Annotated in this window: 21 protein-coding genes; 9 read left to right on the top strand and 12 right to left on the bottom strand. The window is 73.1% G+C overall.

Annotation, left to right across the window (positions count from 1 at the left end):
• Positions 1 to 12 precede the first annotated feature (12 nt).
• Positions 13 to 711 carry a GNAT family protein gene (locus Ae150APs1_RS13955; RefSeq protein WP_075298005.1) on the bottom strand — a complete coding sequence of 233 codons (699 nt, stop codon included), beginning with the start codon at positions 709 to 711 and terminating at the stop codon, positions 13 to 15.
• 315 nt (positions 712 to 1,026) lie between these two features.
• On the opposite strand from Ae150APs1_RS13955, the gene Ae150APs1_RS13950 reads away from it, so the two are divergent.
• From Ae150APs1_RS13950 to Ae150APs1_RS13920, 7 genes are read left to right on the top strand one after another with little or no spacing between them, the layout of a single operon-like run.
• Entirely contained in the window at positions 1,027 to 1,953 is a 927-nt protein-coding gene (locus Ae150APs1_RS13950; RefSeq protein ID WP_212567209.1) for a hypothetical protein, read from the top strand.
• Entirely contained in the window at positions 1,950 to 3,182 is a 1,233-nt protein-coding gene (locus tag Ae150APs1_RS13945; RefSeq protein WP_075298003.1) for a cytochrome P450, read from the top strand. The genes Ae150APs1_RS13950 and Ae150APs1_RS13945 overlap by 4 nt, the downstream gene beginning before the upstream one ends.
• A 57-nt stretch (positions 3,183 to 3,239) precedes the next feature.
• On the top strand, positions 3,240 to 5,912 hold the full coding sequence (locus tag Ae150APs1_RS13940; protein ID WP_075298001.1) for an aldehyde dehydrogenase family protein: 2,673 nt from the start codon (positions 3,240 to 3,242) through the stop codon (positions 5,910 to 5,912).
• A gap of 7 nt (positions 5,913 to 5,919) precedes the next feature.
• Positions 5,920 to 7,665: a thiamine pyrophosphate-binding protein gene (locus tag Ae150APs1_RS13935; RefSeq protein WP_075302095.1), complete on the top strand. Its 1,746-nt coding sequence runs from the start codon at positions 5,920 to 5,922 to the stop codon at positions 7,663 to 7,665.
• Positions 7,662 to 8,906: a beta-ketoacyl-ACP synthase II gene (fabF, locus tag Ae150APs1_RS13930; protein WP_075297999.1), complete on the top strand. Its 1,245-nt coding sequence runs from the start codon at positions 7,662 to 7,664 to the stop codon at positions 8,904 to 8,906. Before Ae150APs1_RS13935 ends, fabF begins: the two co-directional genes overlap by 4 nt.
• On the top strand, positions 8,903 to 10,030 hold the full coding sequence (locus tag Ae150APs1_RS13925) for a 50S ribosomal protein L11 methyltransferase (protein WP_075297997.1): 1,128 nt from the start codon (positions 8,903 to 8,905) through the stop codon (positions 10,028 to 10,030). The genes fabF and Ae150APs1_RS13925 overlap by 4 nt, the downstream gene beginning before the upstream one ends.
• Before the next feature lie 37 nt (positions 10,031 to 10,067).
• Complete coding sequence (locus Ae150APs1_RS13920) at positions 10,068 to 11,519, top strand: glycosyltransferase family 39 protein (RefSeq protein WP_075297995.1); 1,452 nt, start codon at positions 10,068 to 10,070, stop codon at positions 11,517 to 11,519.
• Between the two features lie 23 nt (positions 11,520 to 11,542).
• Here the strand turns inward: Ae150APs1_RS13920 and Ae150APs1_RS13915 are convergent, their stop codons facing one another.
• On the bottom strand, positions 11,543 to 12,184 hold the full coding sequence (locus Ae150APs1_RS13915) for a response regulator transcription factor (RefSeq protein WP_075297993.1): 642 nt from the start codon (positions 12,182 to 12,184) through the stop codon (positions 11,543 to 11,545).
• Positions 12,181 to 13,401 carry a histidine kinase gene (locus Ae150APs1_RS13910; protein ID WP_083703222.1) on the bottom strand — a complete coding sequence of 407 codons (1,221 nt, stop codon included), beginning with the start codon at positions 13,399 to 13,401 and terminating at the stop codon, positions 12,181 to 12,183. Before Ae150APs1_RS13910 ends, Ae150APs1_RS13915 begins: the two co-directional genes overlap by 4 nt.
• A 100-nt stretch (positions 13,402 to 13,501) precedes the next feature.
• Between Ae150APs1_RS13910 and Ae150APs1_RS13905 the strand changes: the two genes are divergently transcribed.
• Positions 13,502 to 14,104 (top strand): hypothetical protein, encoded by a 603-nt coding sequence (locus tag Ae150APs1_RS13905; RefSeq protein WP_075297992.1) that lies wholly within the window; start codon positions 13,502 to 13,504, stop codon positions 14,102 to 14,104.
• Positions 14,105 to 14,138: 34 nt separating this feature from the next.
• On the opposite strand, the gene Ae150APs1_RS13900 is transcribed toward Ae150APs1_RS13905, so the two are convergent.
• The 6 genes from Ae150APs1_RS13900 to mftM form a co-directional block, all read right to left on the bottom strand.
• The gene (locus Ae150APs1_RS13900) at positions 14,139 to 15,338 is read right to left on the bottom strand and encodes an amidohydrolase family protein (RefSeq protein WP_075297991.1); all 1,200 of its coding nucleotides are present in this window, start codon (positions 15,336 to 15,338) and stop codon (positions 14,139 to 14,141) included.
• Positions 15,339 to 15,345: 7 nt separating this feature from the next.
• Positions 15,346 to 16,506 (bottom strand): MAB_1171c family putative transporter, encoded by a 1,161-nt coding sequence (locus Ae150APs1_RS13895; RefSeq protein WP_075297990.1) that lies wholly within the window; start codon positions 16,504 to 16,506, stop codon positions 15,346 to 15,348.
• On the bottom strand, positions 16,503 to 17,132 hold the full coding sequence (locus Ae150APs1_RS13890) for a hypothetical protein (RefSeq protein WP_075297989.1): 630 nt from the start codon (positions 17,130 to 17,132) through the stop codon (positions 16,503 to 16,505). The genes Ae150APs1_RS13895 and Ae150APs1_RS13890 overlap by 4 nt, the downstream gene beginning before the upstream one ends.
• Positions 17,133 to 17,203: 71 nt before the next feature.
• Positions 17,204 to 17,674, bottom strand: coding sequence for a hypothetical protein (locus Ae150APs1_RS13885; RefSeq protein ID WP_139316905.1), 471 nt, complete (start codon positions 17,672 to 17,674; stop codon positions 17,204 to 17,206).
• Positions 17,675 to 17,749: 75 nt separating this feature from the next.
• Positions 17,750 to 18,208, bottom strand: coding sequence for a helix-turn-helix transcriptional regulator (locus Ae150APs1_RS31210; protein WP_170918088.1), 459 nt, complete (start codon positions 18,206 to 18,208; stop codon positions 17,750 to 17,752).
• Positions 18,209 to 18,676: 468 nt separating this feature from the next.
• Positions 18,677 to 19,387 carry a mycofactocin oligosaccharide methyltransferase MftM gene (mftM, locus tag Ae150APs1_RS13875; RefSeq protein ID WP_075297986.1) on the bottom strand — a complete coding sequence of 237 codons (711 nt, stop codon included), beginning with the start codon at positions 19,385 to 19,387 and terminating at the stop codon, positions 18,677 to 18,679.
• 146 nt (positions 19,388 to 19,533) lie between these two features.
• Between mftM and Ae150APs1_RS13870 the strand changes: the two genes are divergently transcribed.
• The gene (locus tag Ae150APs1_RS13870; RefSeq protein WP_075297985.1) at positions 19,534 to 20,529 is read left to right on the top strand and encodes a zinc-binding alcohol dehydrogenase family protein; all 996 of its coding nucleotides are present in this window, start codon (positions 19,534 to 19,536) and stop codon (positions 20,527 to 20,529) included.
• Between the two features lie 43 nt (positions 20,530 to 20,572).
• Here Ae150APs1_RS13870 and Ae150APs1_RS13865 read toward each other — a convergent pair whose 3' ends face one another.
• The 3 genes from Ae150APs1_RS13865 to mdo all read right to left on the bottom strand — a co-directional run bounded on the left by Ae150APs1_RS13865 (position 20,573) and on the right by mdo (position 24,814).
• A complete protein-coding gene (locus Ae150APs1_RS13865; protein ID WP_075297984.1) occupies positions 20,573 to 22,108 on the bottom strand; it encodes a VWA domain-containing protein in 1,536 nt (511 codons plus the stop codon).
• A 13-nt stretch (positions 22,109 to 22,121) separates the two neighbouring features.
• Positions 22,122 to 23,387, bottom strand: a complete 1,266-nt coding sequence (locus tag Ae150APs1_RS13860; RefSeq protein ID WP_083680121.1) for a MoxR family ATPase — start codon at positions 23,385 to 23,387, stop codon at positions 22,122 to 22,124.
• Between the two features lie 134 nt (positions 23,388 to 23,521).
• Positions 23,522 to 24,814: an NDMA-dependent methanol dehydrogenase gene (gene mdo, locus Ae150APs1_RS13855; protein WP_075297983.1), complete on the bottom strand. Its 1,293-nt coding sequence runs from the start codon at positions 24,812 to 24,814 to the stop codon at positions 23,522 to 23,524.
• Positions 24,815 to 24,912 lie beyond the last annotated feature (98 nt).

Below are 24,912 nucleotides of genomic sequence, written 5' to 3'. Positions count from 1 at the left end.
TGCGACGGGCCGTCAGACGGCGCGACGGCTCTCGCTGCGGGTGACGAAGGAGTTCCACGAGGTGACGGCCCGGGCGCCTGCCGCGCGATCCAGGTAGTCCGTCATCGCCTTCACCGCCCGGCGCTTGTCGTCGGCCTCGACGGACTCGGTGACCGGATAGAGCGCACGATTGCGCGGATCCGCTGTGTGCGACTCGAACTCGGCACGCAGGATCGACCATATCGTGGCGTCATGGTAATCGCCGTCCAGGAAATGGTGGTCGCGGAGAATTCCCTCGAGCACGAATCCTCCGCGGGTCAGCATTTCGATCATGCCGCGGTTGTACAGGGCCGTCTGGAATTGCACCCGGTGTGCGCACTGTTGGAGGAAGAGATGGTCGACGAGCAGTCCGAATGCCTCGGCGCCGAGTCCTTGTGACCACCGTCCGGGATCGGCGACCGCGCCACCGATGGTGAACGTCCCCGCCCCGCCGACGCGCCGGGAGTTCACTACCCCGACATGACGGCGATCGCCGTCGGTGCCGGTCAGCGGTCGGACCATCCAGAAGTCGATCGACCCGTCGCGGTGGGCGGCGGACAGCCCGTCGGCCGTCACGCGCTCCCGTGAGTCCCCGGTCAGTACGGCGACGGCGGACGTGGGCGCGAGCCACTCCGCGACGGTGATGAAGTCGCACTCGGTAGGTGCCTCGAGCGCGACGAGCCTGCCCAGCATCCGATGGTCTCCCGTCCCCCTGCGGCGGTGCTGATGCGTCCGGCCCGGCCCGGTTCCCCCCGCTCCGGGCCGGAGCGACGGGAGTGACGGTGCCTGTCCTTTCCGGCTCGGAACAGGCTAATATGAAGTAGATCACACTATGGAACCGGAAGCGTTCCGGACCAGTCCATTCTCCTTCCGGTGCCGCGTTGACTGCGCTTGTGTGTGATTTCTACGCTCCTTCCGAGTTGGCTGTGGGGGAGTGTCACGGGCATCTCCGCCGGATGAATTCCGGTTTTCTCGGCAACTGTTCGAGTGCTCATGGGGGGAATTTCCGTGCCGAATCGCTGGAGCACGCTGGCGATGGACGAGGCAGGCGTCCGTGACCTGTCCGGCCTGCCGTCGGAGGCGGTACTGACGCACGCCGACCAGGTGATCGCCGGCAGGCCGGCGCCGCCCGACCTCTACCGGCAGTGGGAGCGGCAGCAGTGGTCCGCCGTCGACGTCGTGCTCGACCAGGACCGTGCGGGCCGGGACCGGCTGCCCGCCCGGATCAGGGAGACCGTCGACGACGCGGTGATCACCTTCATTGTCGGGGAGTACACCGGTCTGGACATGCTCGGACCGATCCTCGCCGGGTCACCGGACGAGACCTACTCCCTGTTCCTCGGGACGCAGATCGCCGACGAGACCCGGCACGCCCACCTCATGTTCCGGCTCGGGGAGGAGCTCCTCGGGCTGGATCCCGATCCGGGCCGGATGCTCGCCCATGCCTGGGAGCGGTCCGCCCCGGCGCACCGGGAGCTCGCCCTGCTCGAGGGCAGGCTCGTCCGCGATCTGCTGACCCGGCCGCTCGACTACGGCAGCTGGCTGCGCTCCTGCGTGCTGTTCCACCTGCTCACCGAGGGTGTCCTGGCCCTGGTCGGGCAGCGTGTCCTGGTGCAGTCGCTGCGCGGGCTCGATGTCCTTCCCGGTGTCCGTGCCGCCTTCACCGCGATGTGCCGGGACGAGTCCCGGCACATCGGTTTCGGGGTGCACGCGCTGCGCACCGGGATACAGGAGGGCTATGGCGACGACATCCGCGACGTCCTGGAACAGGCCGTGCCGCTGACCCTGCAGCTCGACGAGCAGCTCGCCGGGCCGGGCCCGGACTTCCGCAGGATGAGCGTCGACGTCCTGCACAAGCACCTTCGGTCGATCGGGATGGACGAGGGCTTCTCGGGGCACCTGCTCGCGCCCTACCGGGCCGGAGCGGTGGCATGACCGCCCCGACGGTCACCGACCGCCGGGTGCGCGCCGCGGCCGGCGCGCTGCTCTGGCCCGGGGTGCAGGAGAACCCGGGCCGGGCGGCGGCGGTCCTGCACGACCGCGGCCCGGTGCACGTCGTCGGCGACACCGTCCTGGCGACCGGACACACCGCTGCCGCCGCGGCACTCGTCCACCAGGACCTGTGGAGCGAGGATGCCGCCTACCTGGCGGGTGTGTGGCCGACCTGGTCCGAGCATCCGGCCCTGCGCTCGCTGATGCGGGAGATGGTCAACAGCAACGGGGCCGAGCACCGGTCGCGTCGGCGCCGCTTCGCCGGGGCGTTCTCCGTCCGCCGGGTCCGCGCGGCGCGGGGCGCGGTGGCCGTCACCGCCGGGGAGGCGCTGGACCGCACGCGGTCCGCGCTCCTGTCGCAGGACTCCGCCGACCTCGCCGACGCATGCCGGGAACTTCCCGTGCGGGTGATCGGGGACCTGCTCGGCCTGCCCCGCGAGGAAGGGGAATGGTTCCGCGTCCGGGTCGAGACCGTCACCGGTGCGATCGCCGACGACTTCGGCGGCACCACACTGCCGGAGGCGGACCGGGCGACCGAGGAGCTGCACGTCCGGCTCGCCGAGCTCGTCCGGCGACGGCGCGCCGAGCCGGGGGACGACCTCGTGTCGGCGGTCGCCGCGACCGGCGACGTCGGGGACGTCGGGGAGTGCGCCGACCTGCTGGCGAACCTGGTCCTCCTGTGGTCGGCGGGCTACGAGACCACGGCGAACCTGCTGTCCTCGGCCGTGTACGAGCTGCTCGCCGATCCCGGTCTCGCGGCCCGTGCGGCCGCCGTACCCGAGCGGGTGCCGGCGCTGGTCACCGAGCCGCTGCGGCGGGAGACCCCGGTCCAGATGACGACCCGCTGCGCGGCCCGGGACGTCGACCTGGCCGGCCGTCGCATCCCGGCGGGGAGCCGGGTGGTGGTGCACCTGGGCGCCGCGCATCTCGATCCCGGCGTGCATCCGGAGCCCGACGCTCTGGACCTGGACCGCGCCGACACCCGGTTGCTCGCCTTCGGTGCCGGACCGCACCTGTGCCTCGGTGCCGGGCTCGCCCGTATCGAGGCGGAGGAATTCGTCCATCGGTTCCTGGACCTGGCACCCGAGCTCGAACCGGCCGGTGCCGGCGAGCGGACACCCGCCCCGCTGCGCGGCCACCGCTCCGTCCCCGTGCGCCGACGGCGCCACTGACATCGCCCGACACACCGCTCTCGCGGGCCGTGCGCCCGCGCATCCGAGAGGGACACCATGCTCGATCGACCCCGTGCCGCCGCACAGTCCGGTGGCTCAACGCTGGACCGCGCCAGGGTCGCCCGCCGGGCCCGGGCCGCCGCCGCCGATCTTCAGCGGGCGGGAGCCACCACCGGATCCCGTGTCGTGCTCACCGGCGAGAACTCCGAGGAGCTCGTCGTCGGTCTGCTCGGCGCCGCCCATCTCGGCTGTTCGATCGTCCGGGTGGACGGCCGTACCGACCCCGCGACGCTGGCGAGGTCCACCCGGCAGGCCGCCGCCGGGTTCCTGTGGGAGGCGAACGGGGCCCCTCGGGACGGTGGTCCGGAGGTTCGCCTCGGCCCACCCCCGGATCCGGGCCCGGGCGCCCCGGACACCCTCGACCTGTCGGCGTGGGCCGAGCGCGACGACGCCGTGGTCGTCTGGAGCTCGGGCAGTACCGGCGAGCCGAAGGGCGTGGTCCGCTCCGGAGCGTCCGTGCTGGACAACACCCGTCGCTCGGCCGAGCGGATGGGGTACACCGACGCCGACGTCCTCCTGCCGCTGGTGCCGTTCACCCACCAGTACGGGATGTCACTGGTCCTCCTGTGGTGGACGACCGGCGCGGGCATGGTGATCCGCCCGCCACACCGCGGCGACCGGGCCCTCGAGGCGGTGACGGAAGCGAGGGTGACGGTCGTCGACGCCACCCCGCCGACGTTCCACAGTCTCCTGCGACTGATCGACGCCCGGGGCGCCGGCGGTCTGGAGAGGGTCCGTCTGTGGTGCGTGGGCGGTGCTCCGCTCGGGCCGACCCTGGCCGAGCGCTTCGCCCTGCGCATCGGGAGGCCGCTCCTCGACGGCTACGGCGCGAGCGAGACGGGCAACATCGCGCTCGCCGGACCCGACCGTCCAGGCGGCTGCGGCCGCCCGCTGGACGGGGTGCAGGTCCGGATCGTGGACGTGGACGGCGAGCCGGTACCCGTCGGCGAGGAGGGCGAGGTCGTCGTCGACACCCCGGACCTGATGACCGGGCTGCTGGACGCCGACGGCGGGATCCGGCCCGTCCCCCGGGGCCCCTACCGCTCCGGAGACCTGGGCCGGCTGGACCCCGACGGCACCCTGCGCGTCGTGGGGCGTCGCCGAGCGGTCCACCGGCTGGGGCACACCCTCTACCCGGAGTCCCTCGCGGCCAGGGCGGAGCGACAGGGCTGCCCGGTGCGGGTGCTGCCGTTCGACGACGAGCGGACGGGGTGCGACCTGGTCTTCGCGGTCGCCGATCCGTCGGGTCGCGGCCCGCGGTACTGGCGCCGGGTGTTCGCCGAGGTGCTGGCCCCGCACGAGAGCCCCAACCAGATGGTCGTCGTGGACGAGTTCCCGTTGACCTCGAACGGGAAGGTGGACACCTCGACGCTGCGCAGGACGGTGGAGGTCGAGCTCGCCGTCGGTCGCAGGGACACCGGTGCGCCGCCGGCCGCGCCCGAGCCCGGCGAGGCCGCCGCCCTGGCCCGACCCGACCGTCTGGCGCTGGTGCACGCCGCGGCCGCGCTGATCCGGCGACGCCGCCCGGAGATCTCCGAGCTCCTGGAACGGATCTCCCACCACCGCACCGTGCAGGGCGAGATCGACGTGGCGCTGGAGACTCTCGACGGTGCCGCCGGCGAGGTCGGCCGGCACGCCCCGGGCGCGGTCGGGCGCAGCGCCGTGTACATGCCGTCGAACATCCCGCTCTACGCCTACGTGCTGTACCTGCTGGTGCCCTCGCTCTACGTCGGCCATGCGACGTTCCGGCCGTCCCGGCACATCGCGGAGACGACGTCCGCGCTCCATGCGGTGTTCGCCGACGAGCTCGACCTGCCCTTCGAGCTCTGCGACGTCAGCCAGCGCCGGTTCGGTGCCGGCCCGGTCGCCGATGCCGACCTCGTCGTGTTCACCGGCGGGTACGAGAACGCCGAGTCGGTCCGGGGGAGGCTCCGACCAGACCAGCTCTTCGTCTTCTACGGCCAGGGGGCCAACCCGTTCGTCGTCGGACCGGACGCTGATCTGGACGCCGCCGTCGACGCCCTGGTGTCCGTGCGGATGCTCAACTCCGGGCAGGACTGCTTCGGGCCGGACGTGATCGCGGTGGACGATCTCGTCGCGGGGCCCTTCCTCGACCGGCTCGTCGACCGGGCGACCGCGTTGCGGCACGGCGGGTACCGGGACGACGGGTCGGACTACGGGTCCATGTTCTACCGGCAGGCGTTCGCCGACGCGCTCGACTACCTGCAGAGGCACGCCGAGCACATCGTCGCGGGTGGCGAGGTGGACGTCGCCGACCTGCATCTGCGGCCCACCGTCCTGGACCTGCCCCCGCACCCCAAGGGGGTCGCGGAGGAGATGTTCGCGCCGGTGTTCAACGTGGTCCGGTACCGCGACGCCGCGGAGCTGGATCGGCTCCTCTTCTCCCCCTGGTGCGCCGACCGGGCGATGGGGGCGAGCGTCTACGGGGATCTCCCGGACCTCGTCCGCAGGCTCGAACGCCGGCACGAGGTCACGGTCAACTCGACGCTGCTCGACGCCGACGACGGCAACGTGGCGTTCGGTGGGCGCGGCATCGTCGCCGGCTACCTGGCCCGCGGCAAGTGGCGCAGCGCCGAGCCGCTGCTGCTCTCCAAGGCGGTCGCCGAGCACCTCACGGCACCGGCGACGGCGGGAGCGAACAATGGCTGAGGCGGCCGTGACCGGATCGGCAGCCGCCGTCCCGTCCCCGGCGACCACCGTCCACGGTGCCTGGGCGGCGGTCCTGGACGTCCTGCAGGGGGCGGGGGTCCACACCCTGTTCGGCCTCCCGGCCGACGACGTCGCGCTGGTCCGGGCGCTCCGGGGACGACGCACCGGGCCGGTCCTGGTGACCTGCGCCGACCAGCGCTCCGCGGTGTTCATGGCCACCGGGTACGCGACCGCGGCCGGGGGCGTCGGTGTGGCCGTCGTGGGCAAGGGGCCCGCGGTCACCAACACCGCGACCGGCCTGCTGGAGGCGGCTGCGTCGGCCTCGCCGGTGCTGGTGCTCGCCGCCGGTACACCGGCGGCGCGGCGGGACGCCGGCGCGTTCCAGGAGCTGGACCAGCTGGGGGCCGTCCGGGGGCTGGTGTCGTGGGCGGGCCGGGTCGACACCCCGGAACGCCTGGTCCCGCAGCTGGTGCGCGCGATCCGCACGGCGACCGGTCCGGTTCCGGGGCCGGTCTTCCTCGAGATCCCGGACGACCTGCTCGCCGCCGAGGTGCCGGTCCGCACGCTCCTGCCGAGGAGCGGTGATGACGCGGTGGGACCGGCCGACCCGGACGGTGCGGCCTCGCGGACGGTCCGGTCGGCGCGACGTCCGCTGCTCCTGGTGGGCGGCGGGATGCGGAACGCGCCTGCCGGTCGGGCCGAGGCACTGGCGGATGCGCTGGGCGCGCCGATCGTGGTGACCGCGTCGGGCCGGGGCTCGGTCGACGAGGACCATCCGCGGTTCGTCGGGCTGTCCGGTCTGTACGCCCCGCCTGCCACCGCGGAGCTGTGGGCCCGTACCGACTGCGTCGTCGCCCTGGGGTCGCGCCTGGAGGAGACGGCCGTGGAGGGCTGGCCCGCCCGGATCGGCACCGAAGTGCCCGTGGTGCAGGTGAACCGGAGCCCACGGGAGTTCTCGGTGGAGTTCGACGGCCCGGTGGTCGTCGGCGACGCCGCCGCCGTCGCGGAGGGCTGGACGCGGCCGGGGGGTGGGGCCGTGCCGGACTGGCTGGTCCGTGCCGCCGGGGTCCGCGACCGCGCGATCGCGGAGTCCACCGCGGATCGGCGGCCCACGGCGCCGGGGGCGCCCCCGCGGGTGCGTGACGTGCTGGACGCGCTGGCCGCCTGCCTGGACCGCGATGCGGTCCTGGTCCAGGAGAACGGCCTGGCCGACATGTGGACCTACCACTGGCCGGCGTGGTCCTGCGGCTCAGCGGGCGGCTCGGTGGTGCCGTCCGAGCAGACGCCCCTGGGCTGCGGGGCCGCCGCCGCGGCCGGGGTGAAGGCCGCGGTCGGCGACCGGCAGGTCGTGGCGGTCGTCGGTGACGGCGCCCTGGCCATGGTCGACGTCGAGCTCCCGCCGCTGGTGACGGCCGGTCTCGGGGTGCTCTACGTCGTCCTGGACAACGGCGGCTACGGGTGGCTGGAACGCCAGCTCGACGACGTACCCCCGGCGGAACGGGCCGTCTTCGCCCGGCCGGGCGCCGGGGGACCGGTCCACGACCGTGTCGACCACGTGACGGTGTCCGACGTGGCTGGGCTCCGGCCGGCCGTCGAGCGGGCGTTGCGGATCACCGAGGGAGGGCGGCCCGCCGTGGTCCGGGTCCCGGTCGCGCTCGACGACAGCCCGGTCGAGGGCCTCGTGCCGGCCGGTGACGTGCCGGTCCGCCCGGTAGCGGACGTCCACTGCTCCGAGGAGGGGGAACGATCGTGAACGACCGTCGACGAGTGGTGGTGACCGGCTGCGGAGCCGTCACCCCGCTCGGCCACACCGTGGACGAGACCTGGGCGGGCCTGGTGGCCGGCCGCAGCGGGATCGCGACGATCTCCGGATTCGACGCCACGGACCTGCCGACGACGATCGCCGGCGAGGTCCGGGACTTCGATCCCGACCTCCGGATGCGCCGCAGCGTGAGCCGGCGGCTCGACGTCTACGCGCAGTACGCCGTGTACGCGGCCCTGGAGGCGGTCGAGTCGGCGAAGCTGCAGGAGGGCGAGGTCCTGCCGGAACGGCTCGGCGTGCTGGTCGGCAGCGGATACGGTGCCGTGCACTCGATCGAGGCCCAGGCCGTGACGATCCGGGAGCGGGGTCCGGCCCGGATCAGCCCGTACGCGCCGATCACCGGTGCGATCGACAGCGCGGCCGGCGAGATCAGCATGACGGTCGGGGCGCGCGGCCCGAGCCGGGCGATCAGCAGCGCGTGCGCCACCGGGACCGACGCGATCGGCGACGCGACCGCCTGGATCCGCTCCGGCCGGGCGGACGCGGTCATCGCCGGCGGTGCCGAGGACTGCCTGACCCGGATCGACATCGCCGGCAGCGGGAACGCGAAGGCCCTGTCCCGCCGCACCGGGGACCCGACCGCCGCCTCCCGCCCGTTCGACGAGGACCGTGACGGCTTCGTGATGAGCGCGGGCGCCGGGATCGTCGTGCTGGAGGAGCTGGAGCACGCGCTGCGCCGCGGGGCACCGGTGCTCGCCGAGGTGGCGGGCTACGCGGGCACCTCGGACGCCCACCACTGGACCGCCCCGCACCCGGACGGGGTCGGGGTGCGGGCGGCCATGCGGGCCGCGCTGGACGACGCCGGGGTCCGCCCCGACGAGGTGGACCACGTCAACGCGCACGGGACCTCCACCCGGCTCAACGACCGCAACGAGCTGGACTGCCTCCGCGAGGTGCTGGGCGCCCGGCTCGGCGAGATCCCGTTGTGCTCGGTGAAGTCGATGACCGGGCACATGATCGGCGCCGCGGGCGCGGTCGAGGCGATCGCAGCGGTCCGGACGATCGGCACCGGTGTCGTCCCGCCGACGATCAACTGCCACCGGCCGATCGAGGACGACGTGGACTTCGTCGCGCACGAGGCTCGCGAGCACGACGTGGACGTGGTGATGAGCAACTCGTTCGGGTTCGGCGGGCACAACGCCGTCCTGGTTCTCCGGAGGGTGACGGCATGACGGTGACGGTGGGGGAGACGGCGGTCCGCGCGGGGGACCGGACGCTGTGGGTGCGTTCGGCTGCCGCGGACCCGGAGAGCCCGGAGTACACCAACGGCCACGTGCTGGTGCCGTGCGTCGGTGAGCATCCGGTCTACGACGCGCCGATGTACGACGCGATGTCCGGTGACGAGGTCCGCAACCGCGCCTACGCCGAGGCCGTCGCGCGGGTGGCTCCCGGACGGACCGTCGTCGAGATCGGCCCGGGCAAGCACGCACTGTGGTCGATCGCCGCGGTGCGGGCCGGGGCACGGCACGTGTACGCGATCGAGGAGCTGCCCGTCTACGTCGAGCTGGCCCGCGAGGCGATCGCGGCCGCGGGCATGTCCGACCGGATCACCGTGCTCACCGGGCACTCGACCACGGTCGAGTTGCCCGAGCGGGTCGACGTCTGCATCTCGGAGATCATCGGGTGCATCGGCGGCAGCGAGGGGACCGCGTCGGTCCTGGACGACGTGCGCCGGCGGTACCTGAAGCCGGGCGGGACGTCGGTGCCGCTGCGCTGCACGACGACCGTGTCGGCTGCGACCGTCGACGGCCTGCTCCCCGGCGACGCCCCGTGCCTGGCCACGGAGACCGTGCCCTATGTCGAGGCCATGTACGAGGCGCACGGCCGGGCCTTCGACTTCCGGGTGTGTCTCTACGGGGATCTCGGCCCGGTCCTGCTGTCCGGTCCGTCCGAGGTGGAGGACCTGCGCTTCGACACCGGACCGGTGCTCGCGGGCCGCGACCGGGTCACGACGACCGTGAGCCGGCCGGGACTGCTCACCGGGCTGGTCCTGGGGATCCGGCTCCAGACGGCGGACGGTGTCCGGGTGATCGACACCCTCCGGGACGAGACCAGCTGGTTGCCCGTCTACGCGCCGCTCTGGACGGAGGGACGGCAGGTCGCCGCGGGCGACCGGATCGACATCGACTTCGCGTGGGAGCCGTCCGACGACGGTGTGCACCCGGACTACCGGATCACCGCCACGCTGACGACCCCGGATGACGTGCACGTCGGTGAGTGGGTGTCGCCGTACCGCACCGGTGGTCCCGGGGCCTCCGATTTCCATCGTGCCCTCGTGCGGGAGACGGAGACCTGAGGTCGGTGCGGCACCGGGCCCTCCCTCCGAGGCGGTCATGACCTCGCCGACTCCGGTCCGGGGCGGATCGGCGGTGCCGCCGTTCGCCCGCACAGCGGTGGGAGCGGTCGCCGCCGCGGTCGCCGCGGTACATCTGGTGGTCGGTGCCCTGGGGCGCGGCCTCTACTTCGACGAGGCCCTGATGGTGGCCCTCGGCCGGAACCATCTCGCCTGGGGCTCGGCGGACCAGCCGCCGCTCGCGCCGGCGCTCGCCCGGCTCGCGGACCTCGTCGCGCCCGGCGTGAACGGGATGCTGCGGGTGGTGCCGTCGCTCGCGACGGCGGGCGCCGTCGTCGTCGCGGCGCTGATCGCGCGCGAGCTCGGCGGTTCCCGGCGGGCCCAGGTGCTGACCGCCCTCGCACAGGCGACGGGGGTCGTCGCGGCGATGTTCGGCCACTACCTGACCCCGTACTCCCTGGAACCCCTCCAGTGGCTGGTCGTCCTGTGGCTGCCGGCCCGCTGGAACCGGATCCGCGACGACCGGCTGCTGCTGGCCGTCGGCCCGGTCCTCGGGCTGGCGGCGCTCACGAGGTTCCAGGTCGTCCTGCTCGGTGTGGTGCTCGTGCTGGCGTGTGCCGCGGTCGGGCCGCGGGACCTGCTGCGACGCCCGGCCTTCTGGTGCGCGGCGGCGACCGGAGCGGTGATCGCGTCGCCGACCATGGTCTGGCAGGCGGTGCACGGATGGCCACAGCTGGGGATGGGCGCGGTCGTCGCGGAGGAGGCGTTCCTGTTCGGCGGTGCCGGGCCGAGCGCAGCCATGCTGGTGCTGGTGTCGGGTCCTCTCGCGACAGTGTTGATCGTCGTGGGGCTGGTGGCCGCGTTCACCGGGCCCCACCTGCGTCCGCACCGGTATCTCGCGGTCGCCTTCCTGCTCCTGTGGATCTTCTTCGCCGTGACCGTCGGGCGGCCGTACTACCTGTGCGGTGTCCATGCCGTGTGCGCCGCACTCGGCGCCGTCCGGATCCAGCACCTGCTGGGGACCGGGATCCGGTGGCCGTCCCGGGCCGTCCTGCCGGTGGCGGGGCTGGCGGTGCTGCTGGCCGTCGGTGTGCTGCCGGCGGGGTCCGCCTGGTCCGATCCGGGGTACGCGGACCGGGTCACCGCCGAGGTCGCCCGGGCCTACGCCGCGCTTCCCGAGGACCAGCGGGAGCGAGCTGTGGTCTACAGCGGTTCCTACGTCCACTCCGCCTACCTCGACACGGCGGACCCGGCCCTCGATCTTCCGCCCTCCTACGGCGGGAACCGGAGCTACGGGTACTTCGACCCACCGCCGGACGAGCGGGACGCCGTCCTGTTCGTCGGCCGCGATCCCACGACGCTCGCCCCGGCGGGCGTCCGGCTGCGGCCGGTCGCCGAGATCGGGGACGGTGACCGCATCTGGTTCGGCGACGGCATGGACCGTCCCTGGTCGCAGGTCTGGCCGCAGCTGCGGACGCTGGCCGTGAGCTGAGGGCCCGGCGGCGGGCGCGACGGTCAGAGCAGCCCGGCGTCCTGGGCGGCGATGGCGGCCTGGGTGCGGGACCGCAGCCCGAGCTTGGTCAGCACCCGGGACACGTGCGTCTTCGCCGTCGCCTCCGAGATCGTCAGTTCGGCCGACAGCCCGGCGTTCGACAGGCCGCGTCCCAACCCGGCCAGCACGTCGCGCTCCCGTGTGGTCAGCCGCTCCAGACCGGGGACGTCCGAGGAGCGGCGGGACGGGGAGGCGTAGCGGGCGATGACCCTGCGGGTCACCTCCGGCGCGAGCACACCCTGCCCGCGGGCGACGGCACGCACGCCCTCGACCAGCCGGGTCGCGTCGACGGACTTCAGCAGGAACCCGGCGGCGCCGGCCGCCAGCGAACCGTCGACGAACTCGTCGAGGTCGAACGTCGTCAGCACGAGGACCTGGGCCGAGCCGGCCGCCAGGATCCGGCGCGTCGCCTCGACGCCGTCGATCCCGGGCATCCGGACGTCCATCAGCACGACGTCCGGCCGGTACTCGGCTGCCGCGCGCACCGCGGCCGGCCCGTCCCCGCACTCCGCGACGACGTCGATGTCGGGCGCCGACCCGAGGATCATAACCAGCCCGGTGCGCACCGCCTCGTGGTCGTCGACGACCACCACCCGGACCGTCATGCCGGACGGCCCTCGCCGATCGGCAACGCGGCGCGGACCAGCCAGCCGTCGCCGTCCGGGCCCGCGGTGAATGTTCCTCCCACGGCGGCGACCCGCTCACCCAGCCCGGTCAGGCCCGTCCCCCCGTGCAGCCCCGGCCCGTGGGTGGCGTGGCCGGGTCCGTTCCGGACCTCGATGCGCAACGCCGTCGCGGCTCCGGCGACGTCCAGATGCACCGTCACCCGGGAACCGGCGGCGTGCTTGGCCGCGTTCGTCAGGGACTCCTGGACGACCCGGTAGCCCGTGAGCTCGACCGGGGTCGGCAGGAGGCCCGCACAGCGGCCGTCGGTGATCCGGGCGTCGAGGCCCGCGGCCCGTGCCTCCTCGACCAGCTCGTCGACCTCGGACAGCGTGGGTGGCGCGGACGGCTGATCAGCGGTGTCCGGATCGCGGAGCAGGCCGATCATCGTCCGCATCTCGCCGAGGGCGGCGACCCCGGACTCGCGCACGGTCCTCAGCACCCGGCGGGTGAGCTCGGGATCGACGCCGGGCTGGAGGGCCGCCTCGGACTGCAGGGCGATCGCCGACAACCGGCCGGCGACGACGTCGTGCAGGTCGCGTGCCATACGCGCCCGCTCCGCCCGGACCGCCGCGTCCCGCTCCCGGACGGCGGCCCGCGAGGCTTCGGCCGCCCTCGCGCGTTCGGCCTCCGCGATGTCGCTGTGCCGCCGGACCTCGAGTGCCCAGACGAGCGGCACACCGGCGACGAGGAGCAGGTTGACGATGCTGAAGACGGCCGTGCGCCCTCCTCCGAGGACGAGCGCCGCGACAGCGAGACCCGCCACCGTGGCCGCCGTGGCCGCGACGACCAGACGGGTGACCTCCCGCCGTGGGTACCGGACGGCGCAGTAGAGCACGTCGGTGAAGGCCAGCAGCGTGCCGAGCTCGGTCCGCTCTCCCCACAGGGGGCCTGCGAGCACCGCGAGGGCACCGAGGACCAGCCCGGCGGCAGGGAGGATCCGGCGGAACACCGTACCGGCGGAGGCCACGGCGAGCGCGACGACCGAGGCCGGCGTGGGTCCGGCCCCGGCGGAACCCCGCCACTCGACCCGGATGTCGGGCAGGGCCCACGCCAGCAGGAGGCCGACTGCGAACCAGACCGCCCCCACCCCGGCCCCTCGCCACCACGTGACCGCGCCGGTGCGGGTACCGGCCGCTCGTGCGATCACACCGGCCATCACAGCACGGTCCGGTGCGGACCGCGTCCGTCGAACGGTGTACGCCGGGATCGGTCCTGCGAGTGACGACGGGGGTGGGTCGACGGGGCAGGCTCGGGCCATGACGGGATCACTGCTCGGCGAGCCGCTGCTCTGGCTGATCGGCGCGTCCGAGATCGGCTTCTGGCTGTTCCTGCTGGGCGGACTGGTCGCTCGGTACGTGCTCCGCCGCGGGCGGCTCGGTGCGGCCCTGCTGCTCGGAGTCCCGTTGATGGACGTCGTGCTGGTCACGTCCGCGACCGCCGACCTCGCGACGGGTGGCGAACCCACGCGGGTGCACGGGCTGGCCGCCCTCTACCTGGGGGTCACCGTGGCCTTCGGGCACTCGCTGGTCCGGTGGGCCGATGCGCGGTTCGCGCACCGCTTCGCGGGAGGGCCGTCGCCGGCGAAGCCACCGCGCGGCGGACGGGCCCGCATGCGGTACGAGTGGCGGGAGTACGGAAAGGTCGTCGCCGCCTGGGGGCTCACCGCCGTGATCCTCGGGGGTGCTCACCGCAGCCGGGGGAAGGGCGTCCCCGCGCCGACGACGTGGTCCGCCGATCCGATGTGGTCCTGGCTGGGTACCGCCTCGGTGGTCGCGGTCGTCTGGCTGGTCGCCGGTCCCTTGTGGGCCACCGTCTTCCCGAGCAGCGACGGCGGGCGGGACCGGGCGGGAGCCCGGTGAACGGAGTGCCTGCCGGGCCCCGGACGGGACGCTGTCACACCACGACGTCCCCGCGGGCCATGACGAGCCGGACGGATCGGAGGCACCCGAGGTCGGCCGCCGGGTCGCCGTGTACCGCGACGAGGTCTGCCGAGAGCCCGGGGGCGAGCGCTCCGGTGACGGCGTCGATCCCGAGTGCGCGGGCGGCGTCGCCGGTGGCGATGTCCAGGGTCCGCTCGCCGAAGCCGAGCCAGTCGTAGGTCTCCAGTGCCGAGACGTAGTCACCGAACGGTGAGGTCGTCACACCCGCGTTGCTGCCGATCAGGAGCTGGACGCCGAGCCCGTCGAGCCAGGTGTAGCGGGAGTACCAGCGGTCGTACGCGGCCTGCTCGCCGTGCCGCTCGACCATGTGCCGGCGGTTGGAGGCAGAGGGCAGGCAGGCCACGATGCCACGCTCGGCCATCAGCTCGGCGACGTCCGGGTCGCGGCCGAACCGCCCCTCGGCCTCCATCCACACGAGATGGTCGACGACGTCGACGCCGGCGGCGACGGCATGGCGGGCTCCGTCGGCGGCGTAGGTGTGTGCCGAGACCCGCAGCCCGTCCTCGTGGGCCCGGTCGGCGATCAGCGAGCACTGGTCCGGGGTGAAGTGGGTCGTCCAGCCCCTGCGGTGCCACTCGCCGGGGAAATAGCCGCCGCTGTCGTGGTAGGTGACGAACTCGGCCCCGGAGGCGGCCCGCTCGCCGACCGCTTCGCGGAGGGCCTCGTCGCCGTCGACCTCGCCGCCGAGCAGGGCGCCGTCCCCTCCGGGGATCGTGAGCGGCGCGCCCGAGCACAGGATGCGAGGGCCCGCGAGACCGCCGTGCTCGACCTCGCGCCGGTACCGCAGGACGGCTCCGTCGGCCTCGCCCACGTCCCGGACGGTCGTCACGCCGCTCCGGAGGACCTGCTCCGCGTTTGTGGCGACCCGCTCGTGCAGGGTGCCGGCGTGCCGGTCCCGGGGCAGGTCGTCGTAGGGCGTCGGACCGCCCGACAACGACAGGCGTACCGCCCCGTCGATGAGGCCGGGCATGATCGTGCACCCGGGCAGGTCGGTCCGCCGTGCGTCGGTGGACGCCTGCGCGGCGACCTCCGCGGTCGTCCCGACCGCGACGATGTGACCGTCCCGGACGAGCACCGCGCCGTCGCGGATCTCGGGACGGCCGGCACCGGGGCGTACGACGGCACCGGCGACGACGTGGTCGGGACTCGACATGGCTCGTTCACTCCTCGTCACGGGGTCGGGGTGCGCTCACATACCGCTCGTCGTCCGCCCGCACCGTGTCGGCCAGCCGCCGCAGCAGGTCCTGCTCGCCGGGTGACGAACCGTCGGCGCCGTCGGCCGGGACGCCCGGGGCCGGACCGGGGTCGCGGTGCGGTCCCAGGGCCGCCCAGAGTCGCCGGCCACCGAGATGCTCCCGCTCCACCACGTCGATCGCCGTCCGGAGCCGGTCGACGGCGGCGGCATCGTCCGCCGGCCGCCCGTCGGCGGGGGCGGTGGCGCGAGCCACGGCGTCGAGGCACTCCACACGTCGTCGTTGGAGGCGGTAACCGACGGGGCCGGTGCCGGGGAGCACCAGGTCCGGGTACGCGGTACCGCTGAGTGTCCACAGTGGCTCGATCTGGAGGAGCGCGCGTCGGTCGCGCCACCAGGCGCGCAGCGCCGCCAGCCGGTCGGCCAGGAGGGGGAACGACAGACCGACGAAGATCAGGGGGCTGCCGACGGTCGAGGCGACGTAGAGCATCCACCCGGGAGCCGCGGTGACCGGACCACCGAACAGGATCATGATCGGTGGAACCGCGCGCAGCAACGACACCGTGCCGCTGGTCAGGAGCCCGAGACCGGCGACCCGCACCCCCCAGCGCAGGGCGGACCCGACGTCGTCGCTCCGGGTGCGGCGGACGATCCAGACGACGATCAGCAGACGGACCAGGAACAGGTACGGGCCGGTCGTGGCGAAGTAGAGCAGCCCGGGTGTGTGTGCGAAGGCGGCCGGTCCGTAGAGCATGGTGTCGCCACGCACGGTCGCCAGCGTGAACAGGCCGGTCCAGATCGCGAGCAGGGCCGCGCTGGGGACCACGAAGCGGATCGTGCGCGTGTCGGTGGGGCCGTGACCGTCGACGGCGAGCCGGAAGAGGTAGATCGCGACGGTGCCGGCGACGACGATGACGGCACCGTAGAAGCGCGCGGCCCCCGCGTCGACCTCGCCGAACCAGCCGGCTTCGATCATGCGCTGCAGTGCGGGATTCGCGACGGCCGTGATGATGCTGACCAGCAGGGCGGTCTGACCGAATCCTGTCAGCCGCTGCCGGATCCGGTAGCCCTGCCATAGGACGGCGTAGATCGCCAGCGTGACGACGAGCTCGACGGGCACCCGGCTCACCACGCTCCGGGCGCGGAGAGGAACTCGCCGAGGGCTTCCCGGGGACGGGAGGGAACGTGTCCGGTCTGGCCCGGAGCCCATCCCAGCAGGATGGTCGCCAGGATCTCCGCCTCCCGTTCCTCGACGCCGGCGTACAGGCTCCCGGCCGCGGGTGCGGCGGTCGTGTCGCCGGAGCGGCGGCGCCACCGGCGTCGACGGTGCGATCCGGTGTCCGGCCGCTGCTCTCCGCCCGGATCGTCCCGCAGGCCCAGGACCGCGGCGACCGTGGCCGCGTCGATCTCACGGAAGGCGCCCGGCTCGGTGGCGGTGTGCAGGACGGACGACGGTGGGTGGCGCAGCAGCATGTGGGCGAACTCGTGCAGGATGATCAGTTGCTGCTGGGAGGGGGTGGTCCGTCTCTCGTACAGAACGACGTCGATGCCGGGCCTGCTGCCGGTGACGCCGAAGGCCGACCCCATGGGGAGTTCGTCGGTCGGGACCAGTGCGATGGAGCTCCCACGGTCCTGCTCGAGGGCGGTCCGCAGGGCGTCGGTGTCGAGCGGCGGGCTGAGGCCCAGATCGCGCAGGCGGCGTCTGGCGACGTCGTGCAGCTGCGCGTGATCTCGGCCTGTCTCGGTGGCCGGCATCGGCAGGGTCCCTTCGTCGGATGCGCGCGGCGTGACGGGTGGGCTGGTTCCCGGCCGTGGCCCGGGGGGCCTCACCCGGGTCCCGTACCCGGTGGTCCGGCTCGCCGGTCCAGTTCATCGTGAAGACGGCGGTGGATCAAGGCGACGTCCTCCTCCGCGCGCGGACGGGTACGGCACGGCCCGGCGAACCCCGTCCCGCCGCGGGACGCCCGCCGGTCCGCGGTGAGGCGTGCGTGCCACGACTCCGCGGCCGAGGAGTCGCTGAAGTAGTCCTCCGGCACGCCGAGAGCCGACGCCAGCAGCGACAGCGCGCGGAGGTCTCCCGTGACCGGCCGCGGTGACGTGATCGCGCGTTCCGCCGCTGCCACCCACAGGCCGGCGAGCGCCCGTGCGGCTCCGGCCCCCACCCCGGCGAGACGGTCCGCGACCACCGTGAACGCGTCGGACGCCCCTGCGGGGAGCGCCTCGCGCAGCCGGGGACTCTCCCGAACGAGCGCCTCGATCCGCGCCGGCAACGCCGGTCCCGGAGCGTCGGGAGCCACTCCTCGACCACCCCCTCCCCGCGGCGTCCGCCCCCGCCCCGCTCGCGGGACGAGGCAGCAGGCGACGCGACCGTCTCAGTCCTCCGAGTCCGGTGACGGTGGCCGGCTCCGCGCTGCGAGTTCGCGTTCGACCAGGGCCGCCAGGGTTGCCCGTTCGTCCGGATCGAGTTGCGCGGTGCGCGTGGCGAGCTCGACGAGCGACGTGTTCCCGCTGGCGCTGGTGTTGATCTCTTCGATGGTGTCGAGCTCGGCCGAGACGCGCTCGAAGACCTCGGGGTCGGTGAAGTAGCCGGCCGAGACCCCGAAGGCCGCAGCGAGCTGGCGGGCGTGTGCCAGGCTGGGATTGGTCTTCGCCCCGCTGCGCAGTTCGGCGACGTAGGCCGGTGAGATCGAACCTCCCAGTTCGCGCACCCGCGCAGCGATCGCCCTGTCGCTCAGCGCCGGCCGACCGGGGGGATGCAGGACTGCGATCAGGCGTCGTAGCTGGCCTGCGAAGTCCTGGGGCCGGCGATCCCGCCCTTCGGCCGCGTCCAACAGAAGGCCCCTTCCTGTGAGCTCGTCCCCTCGTCGCACCCGGTGGCGGAACGGATGAATGAAATGTTCGCTCCCGGTGACGTGCGAGCGTCACCCGCTCCGGGTGTCCTGTCGACGGTACAGGAACATCAGCGCAGCCCACGGGGTTGACAACGGATCGCCGGTCTCTAGTCTCAATCACAGGTTGTTCGCTACAGCAGACACGCACCCCGAATCGTGTTCGCTGAAGTGAACTACCGGCGAGTGGTGAGCCGCCGAGGCGGGGGCGACGCGGTGAGTCCGGCTCCCGGGTCGTGCCGGGTCGGCGGCGACCCACTCGCAGCGGGAGGGTCACCTGGTCGACGGTGTCGGGGGGGGGCGCGGCCGACCAGGTGACCTCCCCGTCCTGGCCGGACCCGGGGGACACGCGCCGGACCGCCGCGTCGTGGCGGTTCTCCCACGACTGGCCCGTGTCGCGGGCCCCACGGGTCAGAGGTCGATCACCAGCCAGCCGCCGTGGTGCTCCGACACCGTGGACGTGCGGCCGGTGCGCTCCCCGATCCGCTGCAGGACGTCGGTGTCGAAGACCCGGACGTGTCCCCACGCCGGGTTCGGCGCGTCCTCGAACGGGACGGCGACGACCACCCGGCGGCGCGCGAGCCGCAGCATCTCCGCGACCACCTCGTCGCCCTCGGCCTCGGACAGGTGCTCGATGAGGTGCACCGCGAACACCGTGTCGGCGCAGCCGTCGGGCAGCGCGACCGCACGGGCGTCGGCGACGTGCGTCTCGACGTCCGCGCCCAGCTGCGGTGCGACCCGGGTCAGCAGGTCGACGGTCCCGCCGGTCAGGTCGGTGGCGGTCACCCGGTGGCCGTCGCGGGCCAGCTGCAGGGACAGGAACCCGAAGCAGCAGCCCAGCTCCAGGACGTCGTCGCCGACCACCAGCGACCGGGCCCGCGCGTGCACGGGTGCCATCTCCGCGTTCGTCCCGCCCGGCTCCGGCTCGCCGGCCAGCGCGTCGAGGGTGTTGCGGTAGAAGGCGAGCCAGGCGTCGTCCGGGGCCTCGGGATCCTTGGCGGCGCTCGTCACGCAGGCGACGAACGCGTCCTCGAACCGCTCCGGTGGGAGCAGGCCGGGGCGGACGAGGGTGCGGTCCAGCCAGCCGGCGAGGTCGTTGCTGAGCCGGTCGGTTCCGATCATCGGGGCGCTCCAGTGCGGTTCGGGTACCCCCGACGCTAGGCGGCCCCCGCCCGGTCGCACCACGGCCGGTGGTCGGGATCCTGCCCGTCCGGACGGTGGGGCCCGCGTGCCGCGCGGGCGACGCGGGCCGGCGTTAGCGTCGGGCCATGGCTACCGTTCCCGCCGTCGTCGCACCGCGCCCGCTCCCGATCGACGATCCCGGGGCGCTGGTCGACTCGGAGACCGAGGTGGGTGCGCCCGGCCCGCACGACCTGCTCGTGGACGTCCGCGCGGTCTCGGTGAACCCGGTCGACGGCAAGGTGCGGTCGTCGTTCGACCCGTCCGGCGGGCCGAAGGTACTCGGGTTCGACGCCGCCGGCGTCGTGGTCGAGGCCGGACCGCAGGTGGAGGGCTACGCACCCGGCGACGAGGTCTACTACGCCGGCGCGATCGACCGTCCGGGCAGCAACGCGCACCGCCAGCTCGTCGACTCCCGGATCGTGGGCCGCAAGCCGTCCACCCTGGACTTCGCCGCGGCGGCCGCACTGCCGCTGACCTCGCTGACCGCGTGGGAGTGCCTGCACGACCACCTGCGGGTCGGCGACGGTGCGACGGGCACCCTGCTCGTCGTCTCGGCGGCGGGCGGCGTCGGGTCGATGGTGCTGCAGCTGGGCAGGCGGCTCGGCCTCACCCTGGTCGGCACCGCCTCCCGCCCGGAGTCGGCGGACTGGGCCCGGAGCATGGGCGCGCACGAGATCGCCGACCACCACGATCTCGTCGGATCGGTGCGCCGGGTCGCCCCGGACGGCGTGCAGTACGTGTTCTCCCCGGTCTCGGCGGGCAACGTCGAGGCCTACGCCGAGCTGCTGACCCCGCGCGGCGCCGTCGTCGCGATCGACGAGCCGGAGGGGCTGGACACGCTGCCGCTCAAGGCGAAGAGCCAGTCGTGGCACTGGGAGCTGATGTTCACCCGCCCGCTGTCGGAGCCGGGGTCGACCGTGCAGCGGGAGATCCTCGACGAGGTCGCCCGGCTGGTCGACGCCGGTGAGCTCCGGACGACGGAGACCCGGCGCCTGCAGGGCCTGACCGCGGAGTCCGTGCGCGAGGCGCACCGGCTGGTCGAGTCCGGCCGCACCGTCGGGAAGATCGTGGTCGAGCGCTGAGCGGCCGTCCCACCCCGCACCACGGGTGCGGGGTGGGTGCGGGTCAGCGGCCGATGAGCTCGCCGGACATCTCGTTCGTCGTCGTCTCCAGGCCGGACAGGTCCCGGACGACGCGGACCCGGTCGCAGTACTCGGCGTAGGCGGGCAGGTCGCACCGGCCCAGGCCCCACGAGTACCGCGGTTCCGGGGTCAGCCAGATCGTCTCCCTGGCCCGCCGGGTGATCTCGACGAACGCCTCCATGTTCGGGTCGTTCCCGTTGCCGCGGCCGTCGCCGAGGACCAGCACCGTCGTCCGGCGGGTCACGGCGGAGCCGTGGTCCTCCAGGAACTGCCCGAACGCCAGCCCGTAGTGCGAGTTGGCGTCGACGTCGAGCTGGTCGCCGCCGAAGATCAGCCCGAGGGCGTGCTCGACGGGGTGGTCGGCGAACAGGTCGGTCACCTCGACGAGGTCGGCCACGAACGCGAACGAGCGCACCTGGCCGAACAGGTCCTGCAGGCCGTGCACCAGGTGCAGGGTGAACCGGGCGGTGGCCCGCACCGACAGCGAGACGTCGGCCAGCACCACCAGCCGCGGCTTGTCCTCCTGGCGCTGCACGGTGACGGGGGCGAAGGGGACGCCGTCGTAGCGCATGTTCTTGCGCATCGTGCGGGCCGAGTCGATCCGGCCGCGCGGCGACACCCGGCGCCGGTGGGTGAGCGCGCCGTGCAGCGACTTCGCGAGGCGGCGGAGCGAGTCCTCCAGCTGCATCCGCTCGGTCTCGGTCGCCCGGTCGACCTCGGCGGCCTTCTCGGAGTCGTCGTGCCCCTCGACGATCCGCTGCTCGATCTCGAGGAGCTTCTCCAGGTGCGCCTTGAGCAGCTCCGGCAGGTTGTCGAGCACGCCGGTGAGCCGGCGGCGCAGGGCCGCCGCGTCGTCCTCGGTGCCCTGCTCGGCCTCGCTGAGCGCGTCCTCCTCGGAGTTCAGCCAGCCGAGCAGGGCGTCCTGCTGGACGACGGACAGGTCGGCGTCGACCTGCGTCCCCGCCTGCTGGGAGATGCCGCCCGGGATGCCGCCGCCGGAGAACCGGTCGGTCTCGATCTGGACGCGCTGGCCCTCGGTGATGTCGTTCGCCTGCTCCTTGGACAGCACGATCTCGTCCGTCATGGAGGCCATGTCGATCTTGTTGGCCTCCTGGTGCAGGTTGTACTGCTCGGCCAGGTCCTCCGGGTCGAAGAACTCCTTGATGTCGACCGGGGCGCCGTGGTCGTGACCCTCCTGCGGGGTCTCCGAGGGCTCCTCGGACAGCGTGAAGTCGTCCAGCGGCGTGTCGTCGGTCATGTCGCCGTGGCCGTGCCCGTGGCCCGTCTCGCTCTCACCGACCTTGACCAGCGAGAAGAACAGGTCGAAGACCTGGTCGTAGGTCTCCTCGTCGCGCCGGTCCTTGATCAGGGCGACGCGCAGCGCCTCCTTGAGCACCGACTTGTCGGCGAGCACCCCGGGCTGGGCGGCGCAGGCCATGGCGTCCAGTGCCTCGGAGACGGAGATGCGTACCGCCCGGATCCGCAGCAGCCGGACGAAGCGGTGGATGCTGGCTTCCACTCCCGCCCCCGGCTCAGACCGGACGCCTGCGGGACCCGCCGAACGAGCGGGACCCCTGGCCGGAGCTCACGTTCCGGGGCTTCGTGCTGCCACCACCGGAGGTGATGCCGCCGTAGATCGGGTGCCGGCCCGGCTCGTCCTTCGCCGCGCGCTTCGCCCGGCCGTCGACGTCGCCGTCGTCGGGGTCGTCCGACGCGGCGGGACGTGCGGCCGGGGCCGCCGGCGCGTCGTCGTGGGAGTGGTCGCCGTCGTGGCCGTGCCCGTGCCCGTGCCCATGGCCGTGCCCGTGGCCGTGCTCGGGGACCGTCTGGTTCGGGTCGACCAGGCGCGGGATGGCGTCGAGCGCCTTCTTGACGTCCTTGTCGTACTTCACGACGACCGAGACGGTGTCGGAGAGGATCTGCGAGTTGAGCTCGTCCACCCCCAGGACGGCCAGCGTCCGGGCCCAGTCGATCGTCTCCGAGATCGAGGGCGACTTGCGCAGCTCCAGCTCGCGCAGCCCGCGCACCACGTTGACGAGCTCCTCGGCCAGCTGGTCGCCCAGCCCGGTCTTCTTCGACCGGACGATGTCGAGCTCGCGCTGCGCGGAGGGGTAGTCGAGGAACAGGTGCAGGCAGCGGCGCTTCAGGGCTGCGGCCAGGTCGCGGGTGTTGTTCGAGGTCAGGAGCACGTAGGGGCGGTGGTTCGCGGTGAACGTCCCCACCTCGGGCACCGAGATCTGGTACTCGCCCAGGGTCTCCAGGAGCACGGCCTCGAGCGTCTCGTCGGCGCGGTCGACCTCGTCGATCAGCAGCACGCACGGCTGCTCCGAGCGGATCGCCTCGAGCAGCGGGCGCGGGGCGAGGAACCGCTCGGAGAAGAAGACGCTCTCCTGCGACCCGATGCGCTCGACGGCCGAGGCCAGGTCGGGGGCGTCCTCGACGACCTGCCCGATCTTCTCGCGCAGGATCTGGGTGTACATGAGCTGCTTGCCGTAGTCCCACTCGTACAGGGCCTTGGTCTCGTCCTGGCCCTCGTAGCACTGCAGGCGCAGCAGCCGGCGTCCGGTGGCGAGCGCGAGCATCTTCGCGAGCTCGGTCTTGCCGACGCCGGCGGGTCCCTCCAGCAACAGCGGCTTGTCCAGCCGGGTCAGGAGGAAGACGGTGGTCGCCAGCCGGGTGTCGGCGATGTAGCCCTGCTCGCGCAGGGCCTCGACGACCTGGTCGACGGATTCGAACGGGGCGCCTGCGCCGATCGCGGCAGCAGCCTCGGGCGCAGAGGGGACAACAGCCTCGGTCACGTTGGGTTTCTCCTTCGCAGGCCGCACCGGCGGTGGTGCAGCGGGCCCCGCAGCCAGCGGGCCCACCCGTCACGAGTATCACTCGCGCGGCGTGGGCCCGCTGGTGCGAAATTCTCGACGGACTGACCGGACGATCAGGTCAGGAGGTCGTCCAGGTCGCCGTTGATGGAGTGGTCGACGACCGGGCGGACGGTCTCGAAGGTGCACTCCTTGGGGTTGCCCGGGGTGCAGGCGTCACCCAGGACGTGGTTGGTGATCCGGTCGACGTCCGCCGCGTCACCGACGATGGTCGGCGAGTTCTCGTAGAACTTGGTCGGGCCCTGGCCCAGCCGGTTCTTCGAGTAGGTGTCCTGCTTGACGTCGGCGAACTTCTCCGGGATGCCCACGTCGCGCAGCAGCCGGATCGAGGCGGCCAGCGCGGCGTCGGCGGCCTGCGGCTTGGTCATGCCGCGGGTGTCGATGCCCATGGCCTCCGCGATGTCCGCGAAGCGCTCGTAGGTGACCGGCATGTTGAACGCCCACACGCGGGGGAGCGCGATCGCGTTGTTCAGGCCGTGGTGGGTGTCGTAGAACGCCGACACCGCGTGCGAGATCGAGTGGATGATGCCGAGGCCGCCCGAGTTGAACGCCTGGGCCGCGATGTACTGCGCGTACATCATGCCCTCGCGGCCGGGCAGGTCCTGGCCGTTCCACACCGCCGCGCGCAGGTTCTGCGAGGTCAGCTTGATCGCGTGCAGCGCGTTGCCCAGCGACGGCTGGAAGTTCAGCCGCGACACGTAGGGCTCGGAGGCGTGCGCGAGCACGTCGAAGCCGCACTGCGCGGTGTAGTCGACCGGGCAGTCGTAGTAGAGCACCGGGTCGTCGATCGCGAGGGTGGTGACCGACGCGTCGTCGAACGCCACGTACTTGTGCGGGTTGTCCGGGTCGGTCGTGGTGTCGGTGATCACGTACGCCCACGAGGTCTCCGAGCCGGTGCCGGCCGTGGTGGAGACCGCGATGTGCGGCGGGTTGGCCGGGTTCTCGGACTTGTTGAAGCCCTCGAACTCGTTGACGTTGCGGCCGTCGTGGGCGACCGAGATGCGGGCGCCCTTGCAGGCGTCGTGCGAGGACCCGCCGCCGATGGAGACGAAGGAGTCGCAGTTGTTCTCCTGGTACAACGCGACGGCATCCATCGAGTTGTAGTCCTTGGGGTTCGACTCGACCTTGTCGTACACGACGACCTCGAGGCCGTGGTACTTCATCGACTCGACGATCTTGTGGACGATGTCGGTGCCGCGCAGGCCCGACGTCATGACCAGGGTCTTCTTGAAGCCCAGCTTGAGCGCTTCCGGCCCGATCAGCTCGTGGGAGCCGGGACCCATGAGTGCCCGCGGGAACGGGTGGAACTCCTTGATGGGGAACGGCTTGAGCAGCTCGTCTACCTGCATGTCAGCCCTTTCTGAGGCAGGCGGATGGGTCGATTCCGCACGCTAGGGGGGCTGTGGCCGTGAGCACAGGGGTGATCGCGATTACCCGTCGGGCGTCC

Source organism: Pseudonocardia sp. Ae150A_Ps1, from assembly GCF_001932315.1.
GTDB lineage: Bacteria > Actinomycetota > Actinomycetes > Mycobacteriales > Pseudonocardiaceae > Pseudonocardia.
Note: the sequence above shows the minus strand (reverse complement) of the source record. Positions and strands in the feature narration are given on the sequence as shown.